General features: G+C 65.5%; 20 protein-coding genes. 4 read left to right on the plus strand and 16 right to left on the minus strand.

The features are described 5' to 3' along the window. Window positions 1-12: 12 nt before the first annotated feature. Entirely contained in the window at window positions 13-1,185 is a 1,173-nt protein-coding gene (locus QCE62_RS02970; RefSeq protein WP_309914141.1) for an MFS transporter, read from the minus strand. A gap of 310 nt (window positions 1,186-1,495) precedes the next feature. Here QCE62_RS02970 and QCE62_RS02975 point away from each other — a divergent pair, with 310 nt between their 5' ends. Next, the gene (locus QCE62_RS02975; RefSeq protein WP_309914143.1) at window positions 1,496-1,939 is read left to right on the plus strand and encodes a hypothetical protein; all 444 of its coding nucleotides are present in this window, start codon (window positions 1,496-1,498) and stop codon (window positions 1,937-1,939) included. Here QCE62_RS02975 and pdeM read toward each other — a convergent pair. Genes pdeM through QCE62_RS02995 form a run of 4 tightly spaced genes read right to left on the minus strand, consistent with a single transcriptional unit; the run spans window position 1,902 to window position 7,926 of the window. Further along, entirely contained in the window at window positions 1,902-2,591 is a 690-nt protein-coding gene (pdeM, locus tag QCE62_RS02980; RefSeq protein WP_309914146.1) for a ligase-associated DNA damage response endonuclease PdeM, read from the minus strand. The two genes, QCE62_RS02975 and pdeM, sit on opposite strands and share 38 nt — an antisense overlap. Next, on the minus strand, window positions 2,592-5,210 hold the full coding sequence (locus tag QCE62_RS02985) for a ligase-associated DNA damage response DEXH box helicase (RefSeq protein ID WP_309914148.1): 2,619 nt from the start codon (window positions 5,208-5,210) through the stop codon (window positions 2,592-2,594). Further along, a complete protein-coding gene (locus tag QCE62_RS02990) occupies window positions 5,207-6,874 on the minus strand; it encodes an ATP-dependent DNA ligase (protein ID WP_309914152.1) in 1,668 nt (555 codons plus the stop codon). The genes QCE62_RS02985 and QCE62_RS02990 overlap by 4 nt, the downstream gene beginning before the upstream one ends. Further along, the gene (locus QCE62_RS02995; RefSeq protein WP_309914155.1) at window positions 6,871-7,926 is read right to left on the minus strand and encodes a ligase-associated DNA damage response exonuclease; all 1,056 of its coding nucleotides are present in this window, start codon (window positions 7,924-7,926) and stop codon (window positions 6,871-6,873) included. The genes QCE62_RS02990 and QCE62_RS02995 overlap by 4 nt, the downstream gene beginning before the upstream one ends. Before the next feature lie 264 nt (window positions 7,927-8,190). On the opposite strand from QCE62_RS02995, the gene QCE62_RS03000 reads away from it, so the two are divergent. Then, window positions 8,191-8,688, plus strand: a complete 498-nt coding sequence (locus QCE62_RS03000; RefSeq protein WP_309914158.1) for a plasmid fertility inhibition factor family protein — start codon at window positions 8,191-8,193, stop codon at window positions 8,686-8,688. An 82-nt stretch (window positions 8,689-8,770) separates the two neighbouring features. Here the strand turns inward: QCE62_RS03000 and QCE62_RS03005 are convergent, their stop codons facing one another. Further along, on the minus strand, window positions 8,771-9,823 hold the full coding sequence (locus tag QCE62_RS03005; RefSeq protein WP_309919572.1) for a LysR family transcriptional regulator: 1,053 nt from the start codon (window positions 9,821-9,823) through the stop codon (window positions 8,771-8,773). A 510-nt stretch (window positions 9,824-10,333) separates the two neighbouring features. Here QCE62_RS03005 and QCE62_RS03010 point away from each other — a divergent pair. Beyond that, window positions 10,334-11,179: an aldo/keto reductase gene (locus tag QCE62_RS03010; RefSeq protein ID WP_309914161.1), complete on the plus strand. Its 846-nt coding sequence runs from the start codon at window positions 10,334-10,336 to the stop codon at window positions 11,177-11,179. 24 nt (window positions 11,180-11,203) lie between these two features. Here the strand turns inward: QCE62_RS03010 and QCE62_RS03015 are convergent, their stop codons facing one another. The 10 genes from QCE62_RS03015 to QCE62_RS03060 all read right to left on the minus strand — a co-directional run bounded on the left by QCE62_RS03015 (window position 11,204) and on the right by QCE62_RS03060 (window position 22,358). Then, window positions 11,204-11,635: a hypothetical protein gene (locus tag QCE62_RS03015; RefSeq protein WP_309914164.1), complete on the minus strand. Its 432-nt coding sequence runs from the start codon at window positions 11,633-11,635 to the stop codon at window positions 11,204-11,206. A 99-nt stretch (window positions 11,636-11,734) separates the two neighbouring features. Further along, entirely contained in the window at window positions 11,735-13,801 is a 2,067-nt protein-coding gene (locus QCE62_RS03020) for an ABC transporter ATP-binding protein (RefSeq protein WP_309914167.1), read from the minus strand. Further along, the gene (locus QCE62_RS03025) at window positions 13,798-14,664 is read right to left on the minus strand and encodes an ABC transporter permease (RefSeq protein WP_309914169.1); all 867 of its coding nucleotides are present in this window, start codon (window positions 14,662-14,664) and stop codon (window positions 13,798-13,800) included. Before QCE62_RS03025 ends, QCE62_RS03020 begins: the two co-directional genes overlap by 4 nt. Beyond that, the gene (locus tag QCE62_RS03030) at window positions 14,661-15,692 is read right to left on the minus strand and encodes an ABC transporter permease (RefSeq protein WP_309914172.1); all 1,032 of its coding nucleotides are present in this window, start codon (window positions 15,690-15,692) and stop codon (window positions 14,661-14,663) included. The genes QCE62_RS03025 and QCE62_RS03030 overlap by 4 nt, the downstream gene beginning before the upstream one ends. Window positions 15,693-15,714: 22 nt before the next feature. Further along, window positions 15,715-17,379, minus strand: a complete 1,665-nt coding sequence (locus QCE62_RS03035; RefSeq protein ID WP_309914175.1) for an ABC transporter substrate-binding protein — start codon at window positions 17,377-17,379, stop codon at window positions 15,715-15,717. Between the two features lie 138 nt (window positions 17,380-17,517). After that, complete coding sequence (locus tag QCE62_RS03040) at window positions 17,518-18,000, minus strand: cupin domain-containing protein (protein WP_309807436.1); 483 nt, start codon at window positions 17,998-18,000, stop codon at window positions 17,518-17,520. 134 nt (window positions 18,001-18,134) lie between these two features. Continuing rightward, the gene (gene fusA / locus QCE62_RS03045) at window positions 18,135-20,240 is read right to left on the minus strand and encodes an elongation factor G (protein WP_309807437.1); all 2,106 of its coding nucleotides are present in this window, start codon (window positions 20,238-20,240) and stop codon (window positions 18,135-18,137) included. Between the two features lie 198 nt (window positions 20,241-20,438). Further along, window positions 20,439-20,918: a DUF192 domain-containing protein gene (locus tag QCE62_RS03050; RefSeq protein WP_404987349.1), complete on the minus strand. Its 480-nt coding sequence runs from the start codon at window positions 20,916-20,918 to the stop codon at window positions 20,439-20,441. Window positions 20,919-21,182: 264 nt separating this feature from the next. Then, entirely contained in the window at window positions 21,183-21,386 is a 204-nt protein-coding gene (locus tag QCE62_RS03055; protein WP_309807438.1) for a hypothetical protein, read from the minus strand. Window positions 21,387-21,782: 396 nt separating this feature from the next. Continuing rightward, window positions 21,783-22,358 (minus strand): pseudouridine synthase, encoded by a 576-nt coding sequence (locus QCE62_RS03060; protein WP_309914178.1) that lies wholly within the window; start codon window positions 22,356-22,358, stop codon window positions 21,783-21,785. Window positions 22,359-22,590: 232 nt separating this feature from the next. Between QCE62_RS03060 and icd the strand changes: the two genes are divergently transcribed. Then, on the plus strand, window positions 22,591-23,847 hold the full coding sequence (gene icd / locus QCE62_RS03065; protein WP_309914180.1) for an NADP-dependent isocitrate dehydrogenase: 1,257 nt from the start codon (window positions 22,591-22,593) through the stop codon (window positions 23,845-23,847). Window positions 23,848-23,905 lie beyond the last annotated feature (58 nt).

The raw sequence follows: 23,905 nt of genomic DNA on the forward strand, positions 1-23,905 counted from the left end.
CGTGGGCGGCGTTCAGGCCGCCTGGCCGATCGCCAGACGGCGGGCGCGCTTGTCGAGCGTCGCCGACACGAGCGTCAGGCCGAACGCGCTCGCCGCCATCAGGATGCCGACCCAGGGCAGCGCGGTGAGCGGCGCGCCCGCGCCGATCACGCAGCCGCCCAGCCACGCGCCGGTCGCGTTGCCGAGGTTGAAGGCGCCCTGGTTCAGGGTCGAGGCGAGATTGGGCGCGTCGCTCGCGCGGTTGACGATGAGGATCTGCAGCGGTGGCACGATCGCGAACGCGAGCACGCCCCAGAAGAAAATCGTCACCATCGCCGGGACGGGCTCGTGCATCGTGCCGGCGAAGATCGTCAGGATCACGACGATGGCCAGCAGGAACGACAGCAGCGAGCGCAGCAGCTTCCAGTCCGCCAGCTTGCCGCCCAGCGTGCTGCCCACCGTGAGGCCGAGGCCGAACAGCAGCAGCACGTAGGTGACCGCATGCGGCGTAAAGCCGGTTACGTCTTCGAGGATCGGCGTGATATACGTGAACACCGAGAAGAGACTGGCCGAGGCGAGCACGCTGATGCCGAGCACCATCAGCACCTGCGGATTCTTGAGCACGTCGAATTCGCGCAGGATGCTGGTTTCGCGCATCTCGATGTGCTTCGGCAGGCAGACGGCGAGGGCGCCGGCCGCCGCAATGCCGATCAGCGTGACGACCCAGAAGGTCGAGCGCCAGCCGGCCGCCTGGCCGAGCGCGGTGCCGAGCGGCACGCCGAGCACGTTGGCGAGCGTGAGCCCGGTGAACATCAGCGCGATGGCCTGGGCACGGCGGTTCGGCGCGACGAGATCGGCGGCGACCACCGAGCCGATGCCGAAGAATGCGCCATGGCAGAACGCGGTGACGATGCGCGCGCCCATCAGCACCCAGTAGTTCGGGGCCAGCGCGCACAGCATGTTGCCGACGATGAACACGCCGATCAGCCCCATCAGCGCTTTCTTGCGCGGCATTTTCGCGGTGACCACGGCGAGGATCGGCGCGCCGATGGTGACGCCGAGCGCGTAGCCGGAGACGAGCATGCCGGCTGCGGGGATCGATACGGCGAGATCGCGTGCGACGTTGGGCAGCAGGCCCATGATGACGAACTCGGTCGTACCGATGCCGAACGCGGCAATGGCGAGAGCGAAAAGAGGCAGGGGCATGGTGGAGACGGAGCGGGGTCACGCCGCGCGCGCATCGTCGGACTGAGCGATGCCGGCGCCGGGGCGGTTTGAAGGCTCGAATTGTACCGAAAGGCTTTTTGCGATGCTGGTATAAACCCTAGGTCGGCTGTCCCGGATGAAGCCTGGCGCCGCATGGAAATTCTTTTGTCAAGCATCCCGGCGCATGAGTCTTGCGAATGTCGCGCCGGCTTGCGTCAGATGTTTCCGGTAACAGTGTCGCTGCCGCGCATTCGTTGCGGATCGCATGACCCGGCCACTGTTGGAAAAACGCAGCAATTACTGAATAACGATGTCACCGACAAAATTCTGTATTGGCGCCGCCATGGCGGCCACGTTCATGGTCGCCGCACAGGCGTTCGCTCAAAGCAACGCCGCCGGGCCGATCCCCACGCCGGCGGGCACGCTGCATTTCCTGCAGGACGAGTCCGGCATGGCCGCGCTCATCGACACGCAGGTGTTCGACCGCTTCGACGCGAAGCGCATCGTCCATTTCGATGACACGCCGGGCGCGGGCGTTACCGTTGCGCGCATGCTGGTGCAGACCGACACCGGACCGATTCTGTACGACCTGCGCCGCAATCCGCCGCTGGTGCAGCGCACCGGCCAGCGCATGACGGTCAAGCGCGTGTTCTGGCAGGGCGAGGAAGTGGTGATGCAGTCGAATCTCGGCTGGTACGGCTTCACGCGCGGCAAGCTCACGCAGCTCCAGTCATCGACGAGGATCTATCACTGACCTGCAGCACGCGCTCGCCGGCGATGACGTAGACCGCTTCGCGGCGTACCTCGTGGTTTACCTCGAAGCCGCCGGTGAACGCGCCGAACGCCGGCAGCACGCCCGCGCGCGCGCCGAACCGGAAGCACGGCAGGCGTGCGCGGTCGAGGCGCGTCGCGAGCCGGTACACCGGATGTTCATGGCCCGCGAGCGCGTACGCGCCGTCCACCGTCTGCGGGTGATGACACAGCGCCCATGGGCCGAGCCGGTACGGTTCCTTCACGAGTTCGACGCCGAATGCCGTGGGCAGCGCACCTGCATGCCGGTCGTGATTGCCTTCGACCAGCACGAGCCGCAAGCCCCGATGTCTCTCCCGCCAGGCGCCGAGCGCCTCGAGCGTTTCCTGCGCGTGCGATTCGCGCGCATGCAGCAGGTCGCCGAGAAACACCACGGATTCCGGCCGATGCGCCGCGACCAGCGCGTCGAGCCGCGCGAGGCTCTCGCCGGTGGTGCCGGCCGGCACCGGAATGCCGCGCGCGCGAAACACGGCGTCCTTGCCGAAATGCGCATCGGCGATGAACAGACTCCCGAGGACGGGATCGAATGCCGCGCGGTCTGCCGAGAGCACGAGCGCGTGGCCGTTCACATCGATGGTCAGTGCCTCAATTGCCATTTACTTGTCCGCTGCCTTCTCCAGATCCGCGAGCATACGCTCCACGCGATCCGACAGCTTTTCCGTGCTGACCTTTTCCCGCAGCCGCGCGATGATCAACGGGAAGGCGAACGGCGTCGGCTTCTTCGGATGGGTCAGCGCGAGGCGGCTCTCGCTCATGCGCTGCAGCGCCGCGCGGATGCGTCCGAGTTCGAGTTCCTGCAGCATGACTTCCTGATCCGCCTGCGCGAGCAGCAGATTGCCGCTGTCGTGCTTGCGGAAGACTTCATAGAACAGGCCGCTCGACGCCTGCAACTGACGCGCGCTCTTCTGCTGTCCGGGATGCCCTTGATAAATGAGCCCCGACACCCGCGCGATCTCGCGGAATCGCCGCGACGACAACTCCGATGCGTTGAGGCTGGCGAGAATGTCATGCTCCAGGTTGTCCGGTGAAAACAGCCCTTCGGCGATGAGCGTCTCCCAGTCGAACGGCCGCGCGGACAGCAACTCGAAGCCATAGTCGTTCATCGAGATGGAGAAGGTGCTCGGCTGGTCGCGCGCGACGCGCCAGCCGATCAGCGATCCCAGGCCGATGTGCGCCATGCGTCCCGCGAACGGATAGCAGAAGAAGTGATGTCCTTCGCGTGAACGCACGCATTCCACCACGAGCACGCCCGGTCCCGGCAGCGCCGACCACTTCGCCTGCAAGTCGAGCAACGGTTCGACGGCGCGCATCTCGGGCTCGTCATGGATGCCGTCGCTGGCGCGGGCGAGCATCACGAGCGCGGCCTCCGCGAGTTCCGACGACAGCGGCATCTTGCTGCCGGCCCATTGCGGCATCGCGCCGCGTGACGAGGTTGCGCGCTTCACGTAAGCGGTCATGTCGCGCACGCGCACGAGTTCGAGCGAGCGTCCGCCGAAGGTGAAGACATCGCCGGGTTTAAGGCGCGAGATGAACGACTCCTCCATCGCGCCGATCCGTCCACCCGTCATGTACGCCACGTTGATGGTTGCATTCGCAACGATCGTCCCGACGTTGTTGCGATGGCGGCGCACGAGGTCTTCGCGCGGCACGCGATACACGCCGTCATCGCCCTGTGCGACGCGATGAAAATCCGGATACGCGCCCAGCGAAGTGCCGCCGCGCTCGACGAACGCGAGCGCCCAGTCGAACTCGGCCTGCGTGAGATCGCGATACGCGTAGGCGCGGCGCACTTCGTCGTACATCTCGGCCGCCGTGAAGCCGCCGCCGATCGCCACCGTCACGAGATGCTGGACCAGCACGTCGAGTGGCTTGAGCGGCATGTCGCGGCCCTCGATGCGTTTCTCGCCGATCGCCCAGCGCGCCGCCGCGGCCTCGACGAGTTCGAGCGCGTGAGTCGGCACGATGGTCACGCGCGACACGCGTCCGGGCGCGTGGCCCGAGCGCCCGGCGCGCTGCATCAGCCGCGCGACGCCCTTCGGCGAGCCGATCTGGAACACGCGGTCCACCGGCAGGAAGTCGACGCCGAGATCGAGACTCGACGTGCACACCACCGCCTTCAGTTGCCCGTTCTTGAGGCCGAGTTCGACCCAGTCGCGTACTTCCTTGTCGAGCGAGCCGTGATGCAGCGCGAGCAGGCCAGCCCAATCCGGGCGCAATTCCAGCAGCGCGCGATACCAGATTTCCGCCTGCGAGCGTGTGTTGGTGAAGACGAGCGAGCTTTGCGCCTGATCGATCTCGGCGGCCACCGGCCCGACCTGGCGCACGCCGAGGTGCCCGCCCCACGGAAAGCGTTCGATGGTGTCGGGAATCAGCGTATCGACGACGAGCGTCTTCGGTTGCGCGCCTTGCACGACGACGCGCGGCGTCCTGACGGGATGCAGCAGCGCATCGTGCGCGAGCGCGAGGTTGCCGAGCGTCGCGGAAAGTCCCCAGATCCGCAGGTCCGGACGCCAGTGCGCGAGGCGCGCGATGGCCAGTTGCGTCTGCGTGCCGCGCTTGTTGCCGAGCAGTTCGTGCCATTCGTCGACGACGATCATGCGCAGATGCCTGAGCTCTTCCTGCGCGTTGGCGCGCGTCAGCATCAGCGTGAGACTCTCGGGCGTGGTCACGAGCGCCGACGGCATGCGGCGGTTCTGGCGCGCGCGTTCGGTAGACGTGGTATCGCCGGTGCGCAGCCCGACGCTCCACGGCACCGCCAGCGCCGTGACCGCCGCTTGCAGCGCGCGGGCGCTGTCGGCGGCGAGGGCGCGCATCGGCGTGATCCACAGCACCGTGAGCGGCGCGGGCTGCGGGTTGTGCTGCAGGTTGTGCTGCGGTTTCGGCGCTTTGTCCGCGAAGGCGGCCAGCGCGCCGAGCCACACGGCCCAGGTCTTGCCCGCGCCGGTGGTCGCATGGAGCAGGCCGCTCGCGCCCCGTGCGATCTCGCGCCACGCTTCGCGCTGGAAGGGGAAGGGCTGCCAGCCACGTGCGTCGAACCAGCGCGCGAGGCGGACATCGAAGGGCTGCGCGGCCTCATTCTCGTCGACGGCAAACGGCGCGGGAACGAACAACTCGGCCGCGGCATCGAGCTTCGCCTGCGCGGCGCGCGTGCGCGGAATCCGGCGCGGCCGGGGCGCGCGGCGGCGGTCCTTGCCGCTTGCATCGGTCTCGCTCATGCCGTGACCTCATTGAGGAAACCCTTGAGCATCTCCAGCGTGTCGGCGTCCTCGATCGCCTTGTCGGTGCGCCAGCGCAGCATGCGCGGAAAGCGCACTGCGATGCCCGACTTGTGGCGCGGGCTCGCCTGGATGCCCTCGAAGCCGATTTCGAAGACCAGGGTGGGCGTGACGCTGCGCACCGGGCCGAATTTCTCGATGGTCGTTCTGCGCACGATGGCATCGACGCGGCGCATCTCTTCGTCGGTGAGGCCCGAGTAGGCCTTCGCGAACGGCACGAGCGTGCGCACGCCGTCGGTTTCATCCCAGACGGCGAAGGTGAAATCCGTGTAGAGGCTCGCGCGCCGTCCATGGCCGCGCTGCGCGTAGAGCAGCACCGCATCGATCGAATACGGATCGATCTTCCATTTCCACCACGTCCCCGAAGACTTCGTGCGCCCGACGCCATACATCGATTCGCGCTCCTTCAGCATCAGCCCTTCGACGCCGCGTGCACGGCTCTCGTCGCGCAACGCAGCGAGCGCGCTCCAGTCGCACGCGCTCACCAGCGGCGACACGCGCAGCAGGTCGACCGCGAGCGTACTGGACATCGACTGGGCAAGCGCGTCGAGCCGCGCCCGCCGCGCGTGCAGCGGTTCGGTGCGCAGATCGCGGCCGTCCGCTTCGAGCAGGTCGTAGGCGAGCAGCGCGGCCGGTGAATCCGCGAGCACTTTCTTCGTCAGCGACTTGCGCGCGATGCGGGGCTGCAGGCGCGCGAATGGCAAGGGCGCGGCGGCGCCCGGTTCCCATGCGAGGATTTCGCCGTCGATCACGGTGCCGTCGGGCAGCGCCGCGCCCAGCGACGCGAGTTCCGGGAAGCGGTCCGTGACGAGATCCTCGCCGCGCGACCAGACCCACACACGCCCTCCGCGTTTCACCAGCTGGGCGCGGATGCCGTCCCACTTCCATTCCGCGAGCCAGCCGGAGGGCGGCCCCAGCGTCTCCGGATCGGCCTGCAAGGGATGCGCGAGAAAGAACGGGTAGGGCAGGCCGAGATCGCTTTCATGCGGCGTATCGACGTCGTCGCCCTCGGCGGCGGGCGCGATCAACCGCAGATAGCGCGCGGCGCTCGGCGCCTGGCGCGAATCGGTCCAGCCGACCATGCGCTGCGCGACGCGCTTGTGATCGACACCCGCGACTTGCGCCAGCGCGCGCACGACCAGCTGGCGCGCGACGCCCACCCGAAAACCGCCGCCGATCAGCTTCGTCAGCAGGAAGCGCTCGCTCCAGTCGAGTTCGTCCCAGTAGGCGAGCAGGCGCGCGCGCAGCTCCGCGGGATCCGTGCCGCGCAATGTCAGCACGCGCTCCTCGATCCATTGCGCGAGCCCCAGCGTCGATTCGCCCGTCGCGGGCGGCAGCACATGCGCGATGGTTTCCGCGAGATCGCCCACGGCCTGATACGACTCTTCGAACAGCCAGTCCGGCAGACCCGCGCGCTCGCGGGCGAATTCGGCCAGCAGGCGCGCCGGCACCGACTGGCGCGGCTTGCCTCCCGCGAGGAAATATGCGGCCCATGCCGCATCTTCCGGCTCCGCTGCCGAAAAGTAGGCAATCAGCGCTTCCAGCTTTTCGTTGGTCGAGGTGGTGGCGTCGAGCGCGGTGTAGAGCGTCGCGAAGCGCTTCATGACGCGTCGGCTCCGGCAGGAGCGGGTTCGGGTTGAGCGGTGTCGGCTTCGATGGCGTCGTCGCCGTATTCGGTCGTGAACGCGCCGGCTTCGAGGCCTTGCTCGGTGAGCCAGCGGACCATCGGCTCGATCTGTCCGTGCGTGACGATCACGCGTTCAGCCCGGCTCGCGCCGATCGCGAGTTGCAGGCCCGGCCAGTCGGCGTGATCGGACAGCACGAAGCCGCGGTCCACGCCCTTGCGCCGCCGCGTGCCGCGCAGGCGCATCCAGCCGGACGCGAAGGCGTCGCTGTAGTCGCCGAAGCGGCGCATCCAGGTGCTGCCTTGCGCGGACGGCGGCGCGACGATCAGCGCGCCCTTGAAGGCGGCCTTGTCCTTTGCGGCGATCTCGCTGACCGGGCGCGTCGGCGGCAGCGCCACGCCCGCTTGCGCATAGGCGCGATTGAGCGGCTCGACCGCGCCGTGACAGAAGATCGGGCCGATGGCGGCATCGACGCCGGCCAGCACGCGCTGCGCCTTGCCGAACGAATAGCAGAACAGCACCGACGCGCGTCCCTGCGCCGCGTTGTGGCGCCACCAGGAATCGATGCCGTCGAAGAGCACGCGCGGGTGATCCCAGCGATAGATCGGCAGGCCGAAGGTGGACTCGGTGATGAAGGTGTCGCAGCGGACCGGCTCGAAGGGCGCGCAGGTGGGATCGGGCTCGACCTTGTAATCGCCGGACGCCACCCAGACGCGCCCCTTGTACTCGACGCGCACCTGCGCCGAGCCGAGCACGTGTCCCGCGGGATGCAGCGACACGCGCACGCCGTTCACGTCGATGGCTTCGCCGTACGGCAGTCCTTGCACGTCGATGCCCGGCAGCCGCGACAGCAGCACGCCGACGCCCGGTTCGGCGGCGAGATAGCGGGCGTGCCCGAAACGCGCGTGATCGGCATGAGCATGCGTGATGACGGCCCGTTCGACCGGCCGCCATGGGTCGATATAAAAGTTGCCCGGAGCACAGAAGAGACCTTCGGGCCGCGCGACGATGAGATCGGAAGCGTTATCCACTTGAGCGTCCACGAGGCGTGCATGACGGCCGCGTGACAGCCGCGCCGCCGCTTTCGCCAGTCTGTTCAATTCTGGCAACAAAAGCACGCCACGTGCCCGTCACGGCGCTTTCATGAATCGCGTCTAGGGTGTAAAAGTTTAGCTGGGCCCGAGGTTCGCCGAGAGAGAACCGCGAGGCAGATCAAGCGGAATGTTCAAGCGAAGCATGGATGCGAAACACGCGCGCACGGGGCGCGCGCGCCGCAGTCTTCATCAGATACCGACATGGACACGATGGTTACGCCGACCGCCGCAGAAGCGGTCTGGATCGTCAGGCTCCAGAGCCATCCGCAGTATGACTTCGTGCGTCTGAAGCGGGTATTCACTGGCCGTGACTCGCGCCACCGGGTCGTGCTCGTCGACGTGAGGAAGTTGCTCGCGTGCGCCGATCGCGACGACACCGACTACGTGCTCAAGGCCGTCGACGACTGGCATGCCGGCAAGGTGCGCGGCATCCGCGAGTTTCTCGACCCGGACAATCCGCGTGTGCCGGAGATGCCGTACGTGACGATCAGCGTGCGGCGTTCGCCCGGCTTGCTCGGGTTGCTCGGCGTGCATCGGGAAGGGGTCGTGGCCTTTCGCAACGGGCAGCATCGCGCGCGCTACATGGCTTATGCGGGCGCGTTGTGCATGCCCGTGGAAGTGCACGAGCGCGAAGCGCCGCTGCTGCACGAGATGTGCGCAGCGCCGGATGTGACCAGCGCTGAATACGGCGAGACCTGAGCACGGCGCGCTCCGCGCGCCGCGCAGGCAGGGCGGGACGGACCGCGATCGCGCCGTCCGCCGATGCAACCGGAACGCCGCTTCAGTTCGCGGCGGCCGGCACGGCGTTGACCGAGGCCGGCATCGGTTTGAGCGCCAGGTGCGGCGCACGGAAACCCTCGTCCGGCATGCTCGTGGACGTCGCGAAACGCTGGCTGAGATAGTCCAGCGCGTAGTCAACGAAGAAGCGCGTCTTGGCCGGCAAGTACTGGCGTCCCGGATAGACGATCGACATCTTGATGTCCGGGTCGTCGATGGCGTAATCGGGCAGCAGGCGGACCAGCGTGCCTTCCTTCAGGTCCGCATTCACGATGCCCTCCGGCAGGATCGCGAAGCCGATGCCCTTCAGCGTGCCCAACCGCACCATCAGGCCGTTGTTCACCGTATAGACCGGCGCGAGCGTGATCTGGTCGGCGGCGCCGAGGTGATGGCGGAAATGCCAGGTCAGATTGCGCATCTCGTTCGGCAACGCGACCGCGGGCAGTCCAAGGAGATCGGCGGGCGCGACGGGCGCGCCGTGCTGCGCGATGAACTCGGGCGTGGCGACCGGAACGAAGGCGTTGGTGCCCACGGGCCGTTCGACCAGCGCCGTGCTCGACACCATGTAAGCCGTGACGATGCCGACGTCGTAGCCGTCCTCGACGAGATCGACGTGGCGCTCGGCGAGCGTCAGACGCACATTGACCCTCGGATGCAGCCTGCGGAAGCCGTCGATGAGCGGCGTGAGCGTCAGCAGCGACAGCGCGCTCGATGCCACGACACGCAGCGTGCCGCTCGGTTCACCCTCGGTATGGGTAATGGCGGATTCGAGATGATCGAGTTCTTCGAGTAACGCGCGGCAACCTTCGAGATAACGGGTGCCGGCTTCAGTCAGCGAAAGATTCCGTGTGGTTCGATTGATTAACCGGGTTTTCAAATGCGCTTCCAGCATCGCGATGGCTCGCGTAACCAGTGCATTCGATACATCGAGTTGTTGAGCAGCCCGGCGAAAGCTTTCAGTATCTGCCACCCGCACGAAAACCCGCATTGCATGGATCTGGTTCATTGTTGCCCTCTCACTGTTGGAGTCATACAGGCTCGCACCCGCCTGCGTCATATCCCAGGCATGCGTCCAGTATTTGAACACCCCCGTTTCTTGTGGAAATAATATTGATCGCCGACGCGAATTGCAATATCCAATTCTTTAAAGTTTTGCTACCAGTTTCTGATATTTTCGTCATTTTCGAATATTCTTTTATGAGGAATCGCCGGAACGCGTTTTTTGGTACGAAAAATGAAACCGATCAGGGGATAAGAAGATGAATGTTCGACCGCAGCGAATTTATATTTCATCGAATTCGAAACCGTATGTTGCATTCATTTAACGACGTTTGCATTAACTGAAGCGGACGCTGGAATTAACTCCGGGAGTCATAAGCGAGCGCGTGGAAGTATGTGTAGTCAATACTCTAAATGACCACTGGAGTTGGTCTTTCGCATGCGAATCACTTTCTTCGTTCACGGGTTCGGTATCGGGCTTGCAATGAATGACTCGCCAAGGCGTCTTCACCAGGCGCTGCGGGCGTGTTCCGTGCTTTGTGATCGGCTGGCTTATCAGGAGGCTCGAATGACCCTTGCCGAATCAACCGTCACGCTGCCGAGCGGCGAAACTCTTCCGAAACTCGGACAGGGCACCTGGGAAATGGGCGACCGCCCGAATGCGCGTGCCAAGGAAATTGCAGCCCTGCGTGAGGGCGTCGAGTTGGGCATGACGCTCATCGATACCGCTGAGATGTACGGCGACGGCGCGAGCGAGCAATTGATCGCCGAAGCGCTCGGCGACCAGCGCGACGCGTTGTTCATCGTCAGCAAGGTGTATCCGCACAATGGCAGCGAGCGCGGCGTTCAGGCCGCTTGTGAACGCAGCCTAAAACGCCTGAAGACCGACCGCATCGATCTGTATCTGTTGCATTGGCGCGGCGGCGAGGATCTGGAAGGCGTGCTGGCCGGCTTCGAAAAATTACAGCGCGACGGCAAAATCCGCCACTGGGGCGTGAGCAACTTCGACACCGACGACATGGAAGAGCTCTTCTCCCTGGACGGCGGCAACGCCTGCGCGACCAATCAGATTCTCTATAACGTCGCGCGGCGCGGGGCGGAATTCGACCTGCTGCCGTGGCTGCGCGAACGCCGCATGCCGGCCATGGCGTACAGCCCCGTGGATCACGCGCGCCTGCCGCGCGGCGGCGCGCTGGCAAAGATCGCGGCGGCGCGCGGGGTGTCGGCGTTCCAGGTGGCGCTGGCGTGGGTGCTGAAGCAACCGGCGGTATTCGCCATTCCAAAGGCGGCGGACGTCGCGCATGTCCGTGAGAACCGCGCGGCGCTCGACCTGGAACTGTCGGCGGACGAACTCGCCGACATCGATCAGCAGTTCAGGCCGCCCCAGTCGAAGCGACCGCTCGAAATGCTGTAGCAATTGCTGTGAAGCTGCGCCTGCTCAACTGCAGGCGTGATGCGCGTGCACCGAGCCCAGCACCGCCACTTCGGCGGGCGTGCGCTTCAGGTCGTCTTCGTTGACCTGCTTCGCGTCAGCGACGAAATCATCGATGATCGACGACACCTTCGTGTCCATCAGGCACAGCGATACGCGCCTGGTCTCGGCCTCCGGCAGCGACATGCGTTGCGACAGGAACAGTACGCCGTACTGATAGCCGCGCACGATGCCGCGTACCGCGCCCAGGCACTGCGCCAGTGCGGCGTTATCCGACTTGTTGGCGCACTGCTGCGCGAGCGTGTAGGCGGAGAAGGTCGGGTCGGAGGCGCCGGGCGTTGGGGCGGGCGCGGTGGTCTGTGCCTGGGCGGCGAAGGTGACGGCGAAAGCAGCGCCGGCGACGAGCGATGCGCGGGCCATGGAACGGGCGGGTTTCATCGGTTGAATCCTCATTGTTGTTGAACGTCGAACCGATGAGAGACGTGGCGGACCGCTTTGGTTCCGGCCAATGCTTGCGCCGGGCGGCCCGCCGTGCAATCAACTCTCCCGGCGCTGCAACGCTCGCAACTCTTCCACCGGAATGTGGCAATGAATCGCGTGGTCGTTGCCGGCGGCGCGGCAGGGCGGCGTTTCGGTTTCGCACACCGCACCGATCTTGCGCGGGCAGCGCGTATGGAACACGCAGCCCGACGGCGGATGGGCCGCGCTCGGCAGGTCGCCCGACAAACGAATGCGCTTCGCATGCGTGCCGTCGAGTGACGGCGCCGACGACAGCAACGCTTCGGTATAGGGATGCTGCGGCCCGCCGAAGACATCGGCGGCGCGGCCGATCTCCATGATGCGGCCGAGATACAGCACCGCGATGCGGTCCGACAGATACCTCACGACATGCAGATCGTGCGAAATGAACACGTAGCTGACGCTGCGTTCGCGCTGCAGGTCGGCGAGCAGGTTGAGGATGGCGGCCTGCACGGACACGTCGAGCGCGGAGGTCGGTTCGTCGCACACGACCACGCGCGGGTCGCCCGCGAACGCCCGTGCGATCGCCACGCGCTGCTTCAGGCCGCCCGACAATTGCCGGGTGCGCGCGCCGAGATAGCGCGCCGGCAGCCGCACGGCTTCGGTCAGCTTGTGCAGTCGCGCCTCTTTCGCCGGGCCATGCAGCGCGGCGAGCTTCGACAGCGAGCGCGCGATCAGCTGCCGCACCGAATGAGCGCGATTGAGCGCCGAGTCCGGATTCTGAAAGACGATCTGCAACGACTTCACCTGCTCGTCGCTGCGCTGGGTGACGCGCTCGGGCAGGCTGGCGCCGTCGAGTTCGAGCGTGGCGCCCTTGTCGGGCGAGACGAGCCCGAGCAACAGCTTGGCGAGCGTCGTCTTGCCGCTGCCCGATTCGCCCACCAGCCCGAGCGTTTCGCCCTGCACGAGGTCGAGCGAGACATCGTGGACGGCGCGCACGTCTTCATCGCCGACCCGGAAGGTCTTCGACAGATTGCGCGCCGACAACGCCAGCTGTCCCGTGCCGTTCGCGACGGGCACCGGCGCTTCGTCGGTGGCGCGCGGCAGGTCTTGCGCACGCTCGTGATAATGGCAGCGCGCCATCTGGTCGCCGTGCGCGGCGGCCACGCGGTAGGGTGGCGGCGCGTCCTTCAGACAGCGCTCGTCGGCGAGCTTGCAGCGCGGCGCGAAGATGCAGCCCTGCGCGATCGCGCCCGGCAGCGGCAGCGAGCCGGGAATGGTGTCGAGCCGACCGGTTTCCTTGCTGCGTCCCGCGCGCGGCAGGCAGCGCAGCAGACCCACCGTGTACGGATGACGCGGCTGCGCGAACACGTCGGCGGTCGCGCCTTCCTCGACGAGCTTGCCGGCATAGAGCACGCCGACACGCTCGCACATGCGCCCGATCACCGCGAGGTTGTGGCTGATGAAGAGCACGGCCGTGCCCAGTTCGGCGCGCAGCTGCGCGATCAGATCGAGCACTTCGGCCTCGACGGTGGCGTCGAGCCCGGTGGTGGGTTCGTCGAGGATCAGCAGTTCGGGATTGCAGGCCAGCGCCATCGCGATGACGACGCGCTGTTGCATGCCGCCGGACAGCTGATGCGGGTAGCTCTCCATCACGCGTTCCGGCGACGCGATGCGCACGCGGCGGAGCATGTCGGCGGTGCGGGCGAGGGCTTCGCCGGCGGAGGCGCCCGTGACTTCGAACGCTTCGGAGACTTGCCGCGCGATCGTCAGCGACGGATTCAGCGCGCGCCCCGGATCCTGATAGACCATCGAGACGGCGTTGGCGCGCATGCCGCGCAGCGCATCGGCGCTGAGCCCGGCGACATCGCTGCCGGCAATCGTGATCTTGCCCGCCTTCACGCGGCCGTTGCGCGGCAGATAGCGCAGCACCGCGAGTGCGGCCGTCGACTTGCCGCAGCCCGATTCGCCGACGAGCCCGTACGCCTCGCCGCGCTTCACGCGCAGGGTGATGTCCTGCAGCACATCGCGTTCGCGTCCGCGCGACCGGTAGGCGACCGTCAGCCCGACGACGGTCAGTGCGTCGGCCTGATCGCCTTTCGCGGCGCCGAAGGTGGGGAAGGCAGAGGGCGGCGGGCCGTTCATCGGTCGAGCACTCCCTGCACGGCGTCGGCGACCAGATTCACCGCGACCACCAGCGTGGCGATCGCGGCGGCATCGAACACGACCGTCCACCACGCGCCGCCGGCCATCAGCGTATAGCACTCGGAGAGCGCGAGGCCCCAATCGGCGGACGGCGGCTGGATGCCGAAGCCGAGAAAAGAAAGCGTCGCGACCGCGAAGATCGCGTAGCCAAGCCGTACGGTTGCTTCGACGATGATCGGCGGCAGCACGTTCGGCAGGATCTCCGCGAACATGATGTACAGCGCGTTCTCGCCGCGCAGTTGCGCCGCGAGCACGTAGTCCAGATGACGCTCGCCGAGCACGGCGGCGCGCACCGTGCGCGCGGTGATCGGCGCGAAGGTCAGGCCGATGACGAGGATCACCGTGGTATTGCTCGCGCCCACCGCCGCCAGCGCCAGCAGCGCGACGATCACGAGCGGCAGGGCCAGCAGCGCGTCGATGGCGCGGCCTATCACGGCGTCGACCCAGCCGCCGAAGTAGCCGACCATCAGGCCGATCGCCGTGCCCGCCGCGGTGCCGAGCAGCGTGGCGAGCGGCGCGATGGTGAGGATGTCGCGCGAGCCGACGATCACCCGCGCGAACACGTCGCGGCCGAGCTGATCGGTGCCGAACCAGTGTTCGGCGGAAGGCGGCGCGAGCGAATTGAGCGGGTCGGAGGCGAACGGGTCCTGCGGCACGAGCCAGTGGCCGAACAGCGCGCACAGCACCCAGAACAGCAGGATCAATACGCCGAGGTCGAAGCTGCCCGAACGCGCGAGCGCGCCGAGCGCCTCATAGCGGCGCGGCTTGACGGGCGGGGAGGCCGGGGCGGCGGTCGTGCTCATGGTGCGTCTCCGCTGGATTCGGACGTGCGCAGGCGCGGATTCAGCACCACATACAACGCGTCCGCGATCAGGTTCGCCCCGGTGTAGATCACGCCGATGGTCAGCACGCCGGCTTCGAGCATCGGAAAGTCCTTGCCCTGAGCGGCGGTGTAGATCAGCGAGCCGATGCCCTGATAGTGAAACAGCGTCTCCACCACCACGAGGCCGCCGATCATGTAGCCGAGCTGCGTGGCGGCCACGGTGATGGTCGGCAGCAACGCGTTGCGCAGCACATGCCGCAGGATCACGACGCGCTGCGGCAGGCCTTTCAGGATCGCGGTGCGGGTGTAGTCGGCGTCGAGCGCCTCGACCGTGCCGGCGCGCGCCATCCGCGCGATATAGCCGAAGAACACGAAGACGAGCGGCAGCACCGGCAGGACCAGATGTTCGAGCTGCGTGAAGAAGCCTGCGCCGGCGGGCGCGGTGGCTTCGATCGGCAGCCATTGCAGCCACACGCCGAAGATCAGGATCAGCACGATCGACGAAACGAATTCCGGCACGACCGTCGCCGTCAGTCCGCCGATGCTGATGAGCCGGTCGATCCAGCGGCCCGCGTGGAGCGCCGCGTACACGCCGCCCGCGATGCCGAGCGGCACCACGACGACAAACGCCAGCGCGCCGAGCTTCGCCGAGTTCCACAGCGCGCCCGCGATGAACGGCGCGACCGGCGCGCGGAACGCATAGGATTCGCCCATGTCGCCGCGCAGGAAATGGCTGATCCAGCCGCTGTATTGCGTGAGCAGCGGCCGGTCGACGCCCAGCTGATGATTGAGCGCCGCGACCGCGCGGGCGTCCGCGAGCGGGCCGAGGATCGCGCGGCCGACATCGCCCGGCAGCAACTGGCCGCCCGCGAAGACGATCATCGACAGCAGCCAGAGCGTGATGAGCGCGAGCAGCAGCCGCACGCCGACGAAGCGCGCGATGCGGCGCAGTTTCGCGGCGCCGTTGCCCGTCGTGGCCACGCGCGTGGTGGGCGTGAGGGTGCTCATCGCGTGAACCTCCTAGCCGCGCTCAACCGGCCGCCACCGTCGCGCGGTCGAACCACATTTGCGAAATCGCGTTGAAGCGCACGCCCGAGACGGTCGCGCGCGTGACGATCAACTGGTCGTAGAAATAGGGAATCACGACCGGCGTTTCGTCGAGCAGCAGGCGCTGGATCTGCCCGGACAGCTTCTTCTGCGACGCGACATCCAGCGCAGCCACGAACTGCGTGACCAGCTTGTCGTACTCCGGGTTCTTGAAGTGCGCCGCGTTCCAGGTGCCGCCGCTCGTCAGCGGCGCATTCAGGAACACGTTCGGCACGCCGCGATGACCGTAGTCCGTGATGCCGAGCGGCGAATCGAGCCAGTCGGACTTGCCGAAAGTGCCCGAGCCGTAGTACAGGTCCTGGCTTTCCACCTTGAGCGTGATGCGGATGCCGATCTCCTTCGCCGCGTTCTGCACGACCACCGCGAGATCGGGAATCTCCATGTACTTCTCGGTGGTCAGCGTGATGTCGAAGCCGTTCGCCACGCCCGCTTCGCCCATCAACTGCTTCGCCTTCGCGATATCGAACTTGCGCTGCGGCACGCTCAGGTCGCTCGACGGAAACACCGGCGCGAACGGACTGTCGTTGCCGACCTGCGCGCGTCCGCGGAACAGCCCCTTGACGATCACTTCGCGATTGATCGCGAGCGCCAGCGCCTGGCGCACGCGCTTGTCCCTGAACGCGCCCATGTCGCAGCGCATGTGAATCTGCCGGTGCGAACTCGACTTCGTGCCGAGCACCTTGAACTGCGGATTGGTCAGCATCGAGACGCCGCCCTGCACCGTGAAGTCGCCCATCACGTCGGCCTGGCGGCCCTGCATCGCGAGCAGTTGCGCCTGCTGATCCGCATAGAACGAAAAGCTGACACGATCCGGCAGCGACTTCTCACCCCAGTAGTCGGGATTGCGCACGAACGAGGCGCCGACCTTTGGCGTGTACTTTTCCAGCTTCAGCGCGCCCGTGCCCATGAAGCTTTTTTCGTACGGGCCGGTGAAGTTCGCCGGCAGGATCACCGCGTTGTACGTATTCGAGGACACGTAGTACGGAAAATTGCCGTTGGGGGCGTCGAGGTGGAATTCGACCGTGTGATCGTCGACGGCCTTCGCCGAATCCTTCGACAGCACGCCCTTCAGCACCGACAGCGCCGCCGAGCCCGCGCCCGGATCCGACAGCCGGTTGAAGGTCGCGACCACGTCTTTTGCGCTCATCGGCTGGCCGTCGTGGAACTTCACGTTCGGGCGCAGCTTGAAGGTCCAGACGTCGCCCTTGTCGTTCGACTTCCACGAGAGCGCGAGCGCCGGGCGCAGCGTCAGGTGCTCGCTGTCATCGTCGATCAGGAATTCGCCGGTCTGGTTGATCAGCGCGAGACCGGCGGCGTCGGTGACGGTGAGTGGATCCACCGCGCCCGCCGGCGTCAGATGCGCGACGCGAATCGTGCCGCCCGGCTTGGCCGTGCCCTGCGCACGCGCCGACGGCATGCCGAACAAGCCGCCCGCCGCGAGCGCGAAGCCGAGCACACTCGCATGGCGCAGCAGCTCGCGGCGCGTGAGGCGCCCGGCCATGAATTCGTCGATCGCATGATTGCCCAGTTCTCCCGCATGCGGGCGAGCGAGGTCGAGGAGAGGCGCGTCGGTGGAAGATGTCTTCATCGTGTGCGGATGTTGTAGTTGTCGCGCCCGCGCCGGGTTGCGCCGGGCGGGCGATCAGTTGAGCCGCGTCGAAAGCGCCGCCGCGTCTGGCCTGGGTAGCAAGATACGCGCCGCGCCGCCGTCCTCAGCGTGCCGCCTTCAATGGTCGTGCGGATGCTTGTGAATCGGATCGACCCAATAGACTTCCTCGGGCTGCTCAACGGCATCGATATTCAGGTTCACGACGACCGCTTCGTTGTCGCTGCGCACGAGCACGCATTCGAGCGGCTCGTCGGTCCTGGCGTTGATTTCCTGATGCGGCACATAGGGCGGCACGAAGATGAAGTCGCCCGGACCCGCTTCGGCCGTGAATTCGAGATGTTCGCCCCAGCGCATGCGCGCCTGGCCGCGCACGACATAGATGACGCTCTCGAGCGCGCCATGATGATGCGCGCCGGTCTTCGCATTCGGATGGATGGTGACGGTGCCGGCCCAGATCTTCTGGGCCCCGACGCGCGCGGCGTTGATCGCGGCGGCGCGATTCATGCCGGGCGTCTGCGCGGTGTTGGTGTCGAGCTGATCGCCCCGGATGACCTTGACGCCGTGTTCGCGCCAATCGATATGCTGATGTGCGTCGCTCATGTCGCGGTTGTGTCGCGGTTGGGTTGTATCGTCTGCGGATAGAAGAAGTCCGTTGCGGCCAACCCTGCGCCGGCAACGGACCTCGAGGCTACAGGCATGCTACACGCATTTGCGCGCGCGCCCGGCTTGCGTTTCTACTTCGACTTCGAGTTGATGATCGCCTCGGAGACGTTCGACGGCGTCTCCGCGTAGTGCTTGAACTCCATCGTGTAGGTGGCGCGGCCCTGGGTCAGCGAGCGCAGCGACGTGGAATAGCCGAACATCTCGGCGAGCGGTACCTCGGCGCGCACCAGCTTGCCGCCGCCGCCCGCGATGTCCTCCATGCCCTGCACGATGCCGCGCCGGCCGGACAAATCGCCCATCACGTTGCCCATGAAGTCCTCGGGCGTCTCGACCTCGACGGCCATCATCGGTTCGAGCAGCACGGGCCGCGCGCGGCGCATGGCTTCCTTGAAGGCCATCGAGCCGGCCATGCGGAACGCGTTTTCGTTCGAGTCCACGTCATGGTAGGAACCGAAGGTCAGCCGCACTTTCACGTCGACCACCGGATAGCCCGCGAGCACGCCGGCCTTCAGCGTTTCCTGGATGCCCTTGTCCACGGCCGGAATGTATTCGCGCGGAATCACGCCGCCCTTGATCTGGTCGACGAACTCGTAACCCTTGCCCGCGTCCGGTTCCAGCGCGATCACCACGTGGCCGTACTGGCCGCGTCCGCCCGACTGCTTGACGAACTTGCCTTCGACGTCCTCGACCTTGTTGCGCACCGTCTCGCGATACGCGACCTGCGGCTTGCCGACGGTTGCCTCGACGTTGAATTCGCGCCGCATCCGGTCGACGAGAATTTCGAGGTGCAGCTCGCCCATGCCGGAGATGATGGTCTGGCCGGATTCCTCGTCGCTGGTCACGCGGAACGACGGATCTTCCTGCGCGAGCCGGTTCAGCGCGATGCCCATCTTTTCCTGGTCGGCCTTCGTCTTCGGCTCGACGGCCTGCGAGATCACCGGCTCCGGGAAGATCATCCGTTCGAGAATGATGACCTTGTTCGGATCGCACAGCGTGTCGCCGGTCGTCGCTTCCTTCAGGCCGACCGCCGCGGCGATGTCGCCCGCACGCACTTCCTTGATTTCCTTGCGCTCGTTGGCGTGCATCTGCAGGATCCGGCCGAGACGCTCCTTCTTTTCCTTGACCGGGTTGTAGACCGTGTCGCCCGAATTCACCACGCCGGAATACACGCGGAAGAAGATCAGCTGACCCACGAACGGGTCCGTCATGATCTTGAAGGCGAGCGCGGAGAACGGCTCGTCGTCGCTCGGATGACGCTCGGCTTCCTGGTCGTCTTCGGTGTGACCGAGAATGGCGGGGACGTCGACCGGCGAGGGCAGGTAGTCGATCACGGCGTCGAGCATCGCCTGCACGCCCTTGTTCTTGAACGCGCTGCCGCACAGCATCGGCACGATTTCATTGGCGACGCAGCGCTTTCTCAGCGCCGCCTTGATCTCGTCCTCGGTCAGACTCTCGTGATCTTCCAGATATTTCTCGAGCAACTCCTCGCTGGACTCGGCCGCGGCCTCGACCATCTTCTCGCGCCACTCGTGGGCGAGTTCCCTGAGATTGTCGGGAATCTCCTCGTAGCTGAACTTGATGCCCTGGCTTTCGTCGTCCCAGACGATCGCCTTCATCTTCACGAGGTCGACCACGCCCTGGAAATGCTCTTCCGCGCCGATCGGAATCTGGATGGGCACGGCCACGCCCTTCAGGCGCTCGCCGATCTGCCGCTGCACGCGGAAGAAGTCCGCGCCGACGCGGTCCATCTTGTTGACGAACGCAATGCGCGGCACCTTGTACTTGTTCGCCTGGCGCCACACGGTTTCGGACTGCGGCTGCACGCCGCCGACCGAGTCGTACACCATGCAGGCGCCGTCGAGCACGCGCATCGAACGCTCGACTTCGATGGTGAAGTCGACGTGTCCCGGCGTGTCGATGATGTTGATGCGGTGTTCCGGATAGTTGCCTGCCATGCCTTTCCAGAAGGCCGTGGTGGCGGCGGAAGTGATCGTGATGCCGCGTTCCTGCTCTTGTTCCATCCAGTCCATCGTGGCCGCGCCGTCGTGAACCTCGCCGATCTTGTGCGTCACGCCGGTGTAGAAAAGGATGCGCTCGGTAGTCGTGGTCTTGCCGGCATCGATGTGAGCGCTGATTCCGATGTTCCGATAGCGCTCGATGGGAGTCTTGCGGGGCACGTGAACCTCCTGTGGATGAAACGACCCGAACAGGCAGTGCAAAGCCCGTTCCGGCCCATGCGAATCTTTGAAGAATAGCGCGTCGGCAGGCTTTTTGCAGGAATCACGGAAGGCGCGCGGCAGGTTCGGCAGTCGAAAAAAAACCGGCGGGAGGCGCCGGTTTTGATCAACGGAGGTCGTCTGTTCTGACGCGTCGTTTCACTGCGCGCGCGGCAGTCCCTTGATCTGCATGCCCGGCTTGATGCCCTTCGCGGCGAACCAGCCCTTGCTCATTTCGAGCGCATACACGCCGTTGTTGCGCGGGCAGTGATTGTTCTCGGTTTCGGCCTGCATCTCGTCGATGTCGGTGATCGTGCCGTCCGCGCGGATGAAGGCGATCGACAGCGGAATCAACGTGTTCTTCATCCAGAAGCAATGCACGGCGTTTTCGTTGAACACGAAAAGCATGCCTTCATTCGGCGCAAGCTGGCTGCGGTACATGAGGCCTTGCTCGCGATCGGCGTCGTTGGCGGCGACCGCTGCATCGATCACGAACATGCCGGCGGTCAGCTTGGCGCGCGGGAAATCGGAGGGCTGCTTGGCGCCGGGCGGCATGGTCTGCGCCTGGGCCGTCTGCGCGAGCGGCAGCGCCGCGCACGGCAGGGCGAGCGCGATCACGCACGCGCGCACCAGCTTGATGAGGTTGAGTCGTTGACTCCGGAAACGCGCGACGGCACGCAAGACGAGATTCACGGCAAAGCTCCCTTATTCATTCGATTGCAACTCTGTTGCCCACTGTTGCTCACATTCTCTTCGAGCGCGAACCGGGCAAACCCCGCGCATGTTACTCGATGCGGCAGTACAAAACAAAAGGGCAGACGCCTTGCGGCGGTCTGCCCTGCAACGCCGTAAAGACGGCGGTAAGACTCGTTCTTTACAGCTATACGGCGTGTTGCAGCAAACTTACTGAGCTGCCGAAGCGGCTTCCGGAGCCGAAGCTGCCTTCTTGTGCGACTTCTTCGACGACTTGTGCGACTTCTTGTGAGCCGACGACTTGTGAGCCGACGAAGCAGCTGCCGGAGCAGCAGCGGCCGGAGCCGATGCGTCTTGTGCGAAAGCAGCGGTTGCGAACAGGCCAGCGACGAGAGCAGCGATCAGTTTGTTCATTCTGTAAATCCTCAGCTTGAGTTGATTTAACCAAGACGACCCGGTCATGGAGTCATGTCGGTAAACGAGCCACCTACCTTTCGGTTGACAGCCGTATCGATTGATTTAAAGACGACACGCCTGTGAACGTTGAACCTTTCAAACACCCTGGAGCACACAGCGTGCTGTAATCGGTTATTCGCTCATGCCGGATAGCTTTTCGCGGCATCTGGGGCCCTTAACGCAGCGCGCGAAGAGTCGGTTGACGCGGATTTCAGGAAATTGCACAGCAGAACCGAAAAAAATCTGGCCGGCGCGAAACGCCGCGAACTGCATTAGCCGATCTTCATGACACGCGTATTCATGTGCGCATCGAAGCTCACTTCGCGAAGAATTTTTGCGAACGATGAATGGGATTCACCGAAGGCGTTGCCAGGGCGCGGCCGGCGGTACATCGACGGACTGACCCGGCGCAAGTCCGAGCGTGAAGATGTCGAGGGCGCCGACGGCAATGCGCACCAGCCGCAGCGTCGGAAAGCCGACCGCCGCCGTCATGCGCCTCACCTGACGGTTCTTGCCTTCGCTGATGGCGAGCTCGATCCACGTCGTCGGAATCGCCGCGCGATAGCGGACCGGCGGCGTGCGAGGCCAGAGCGCCTGCGAGGCCTCGTCCGCGACGAAGCGGGCGCGGCATGGACGCGTCACATAGTCGCCGAGATCGACGCCACGGGCGAGATGCGCGAGCGCCGCGTCATCGGGCGCGCCTTCCACCTGCGCCCAGTAGCGCTTGACGAGCTTGTGGCGTGGCTCCGCGATGCGCGCCTGCAGGGCGCCGTCATCGGTGAGCAGCAGCAGGCCCTCGCTGTCGGCGTCGAGCCGTCCCGCCGGATAGACGCCCGGCGTGCTGACCCAGTCCGCGAGCGACGCGCGCGTTTCATGCGCGGAGAACTGGCAGATGGTGCCGAAGGGTTTGTTGAGGGCGATCAATGGCATGCGAAGCGCGCGCGGCTAAAGTGACGGGTTCGGCCCGGAGAATCCGGCATCTTAAAGCATGCGTAACACCGCGCGGCTCACGCTGCTCGCGGTCTCCACGCCGCCCGCAGGCCGTCCGGCGTGGTTAGAATGACGGTCTCGCCATGCTGGCATGCACACGCGCGCGCATGCCTGAAGGCGCGCTCTCCATCCAGTTTGCTTCCATTCAGCCCGGCCTTCTCTGGAGTCGACCATGCCGTATCAGCACATCAAGGTTCCGGCGGACGGTGACAAGATCACTGTCAACGCGGATTTCTCGCTCAACGTATCGGACCAGCCGATCATTCCGTTCATCGAAGGCGATGGCACGGGCGTCGATATCACGCCGGTCATGATCAAGGTCGTCGATGCGGCGGTGGAGAAGGCCTACGGCGGCAAGCGCAAGATTCACTGGATGGAGATCTACGCGGGCGAGAAGGCCACCCGCGTCTACGGCCCGGATGTCTGGCTGCCGGACGAGACGCTCGACGCGGTGAAGGACTACATCGTGTCCATCAAAGGCCCGCTGACGACGCCGGTCGGCGGCGGTATCCGCTCGCTGAACGTCGCGCTGCGCCAGCAACTCGATCTCTACGTGTGCCTGCGTCCGGTGCGTTACTTCAAGGGCGTGCCGTCGCCGGTGCGCGAGCCGGAGAAAATCGACATGGTGATCTTCCGCGAGAACTCGGAAGACATCTATGCGGGCGTCGAGTGGCCGGCGGAGTCGCCTGAGGCGAAGAAGGTCATCCAGTTCCTGCGCGACGAAATGGGCGTGAAGAAGATCCGCTTTCCGGATTCGTCCGGCCTGGGCATCAAGCCGGTGTCGCGCGAGGGCACTGAGCGTCTGGTGCGCAAGGCGATCCAGTACGCCATCGACAACGACCGCCGCTCGGTCACGCTGGTGCACAAGGGCAACATCATGAAGTTCACGGAAGGCGCCTTCCGTGACTACGGCTATGCGCTCGCGCAGAAGGAATTCGGCGCCGAGCTGATCGACGGCGGTCCGTGGATGAAGGTCAAGAGCCCGAAGACGGGTAACGACATCGTCGTGAAGGACGTGATCGCCGATGCCTTTCTGCAGCAGATCCTTCTGCGTCCTGCCGAATACGACGTCATCGCCACGCTCAACCTGAACGGCGACTACATCTCGGATGCACTCGCGGCGCAGGTGGGCGGCATTGGCATTGCGCCGGGAGCGAACATGTCGGATTCGGTTGCGATGTTCGAGGCGACGCACGGCACCGCGCCGAAATATGCCGGCAAGGATTACGTGAATCCCGGCTCGGAAATTCTTTCAGCCGAAATGATGCTGCGTCATCTGGGATGGTTTGAAGCCGCGGACCGCATCATTCATTCGATGGAACAGTCCATATTGTCGAAACGCGTCACTTACGATTTCGCCCGTCTCATGGAAGGCGCGATTCAGGTTTCCTGCTCGGGTTTCGGCGAGGTGATGATCGAGAATATGTGACAGCTCACCGTTATTCGAGCGCGCATTTTAAAAACCCCGAAAGGCTTATGCCTTTCGG

The organism is Caballeronia sp. LZ033 (assembly GCF_031451265.1).
Classification (GTDB): Bacteria; Pseudomonadota; Gammaproteobacteria; order Burkholderiales; family Burkholderiaceae; genus Caballeronia.

Excerpts from the sequence above, each read along its gene's own strand:
- QCE62_RS02970 (WP_309914141.1), bottom strand. The coding sequence starts at position 1,185 with ATGCCCCTGCCTCTTTTCGCTCTCGCCATTGCCGCGTTCGGCATCGGT.
- QCE62_RS02975 (WP_309914143.1), top strand. The coding sequence starts at position 1,496 with ATGTCACCGACAAAATTCTGTATTGGCGCCGCCATGGCGGCCACGTTC.
- pdeM (WP_309914146.1), bottom strand. The coding sequence starts at position 2,591 with ATGGCAATTGAGGCACTGACCATCGATGTGAACGGCCACGCGCTCGTG.
- QCE62_RS02985 (WP_309914148.1), bottom strand. The coding sequence starts at position 5,210 with ATGAGCGAGACCGATGCAAGCGGCAAGGACCGCCGCCGCGCGCCCCGG.
- QCE62_RS02990 (WP_309914152.1), bottom strand. The coding sequence starts at position 6,874 with ATGAAGCGCTTCGCGACGCTCTACACCGCGCTCGACGCCACCACCTCG.
- QCE62_RS03000 (WP_309914158.1), top strand. The coding sequence starts at position 8,191 with ATGGACACGATGGTTACGCCGACCGCCGCAGAAGCGGTCTGGATCGTC.
- QCE62_RS03005 (WP_309919572.1), bottom strand. The coding sequence starts at position 9,823 with ATGACGCAGGCGGGTGCGAGCCTGTATGACTCCAACAGTGAGAGGGCA.
- QCE62_RS03010 (WP_309914161.1), top strand. The coding sequence starts at position 10,334 with ATGACCCTTGCCGAATCAACCGTCACGCTGCCGAGCGGCGAAACTCTT.
- QCE62_RS03015 (WP_309914164.1), bottom strand. The coding sequence starts at position 11,635 with ATGAAACCCGCCCGTTCCATGGCCCGCGCATCGCTCGTCGCCGGCGCT.
- QCE62_RS03020 (WP_309914167.1), bottom strand. The coding sequence starts at position 13,801 with ATGAACGGCCCGCCGCCCTCTGCCTTCCCCACCTTCGGCGCCGCGAAA.
- QCE62_RS03025 (WP_309914169.1), bottom strand. The coding sequence starts at position 14,664 with ATGAGCACGACCGCCGCCCCGGCCTCCCCGCCCGTCAAGCCGCGCCGC.
- QCE62_RS03030 (WP_309914172.1), bottom strand. The coding sequence starts at position 15,692 with ATGAGCACCCTCACGCCCACCACGCGCGTGGCCACGACGGGCAACGGC.
- QCE62_RS03035 (WP_309914175.1), bottom strand. The coding sequence starts at position 17,379 with ATGAAGACATCTTCCACCGACGCGCCTCTCCTCGACCTCGCTCGCCCG.
- QCE62_RS03040 (WP_309807436.1), bottom strand. The coding sequence starts at position 18,000 with ATGAGCGACGCACATCAGCATATCGATTGGCGCGAACACGGCGTCAAG.
- QCE62_RS03055 (WP_309807438.1), bottom strand. The coding sequence starts at position 21,386 with ATGAACAAACTGATCGCTGCTCTCGTCGCTGGCCTGTTCGCAACCGCT.
- QCE62_RS03060 (WP_309914178.1), bottom strand. The coding sequence starts at position 22,358 with ATGCCATTGATCGCCCTCAACAAACCCTTCGGCACCATCTGCCAGTTC.
- icd (WP_309914180.1), top strand. The coding sequence starts at position 22,591 with ATGCCGTATCAGCACATCAAGGTTCCGGCGGACGGTGACAAGATCACT.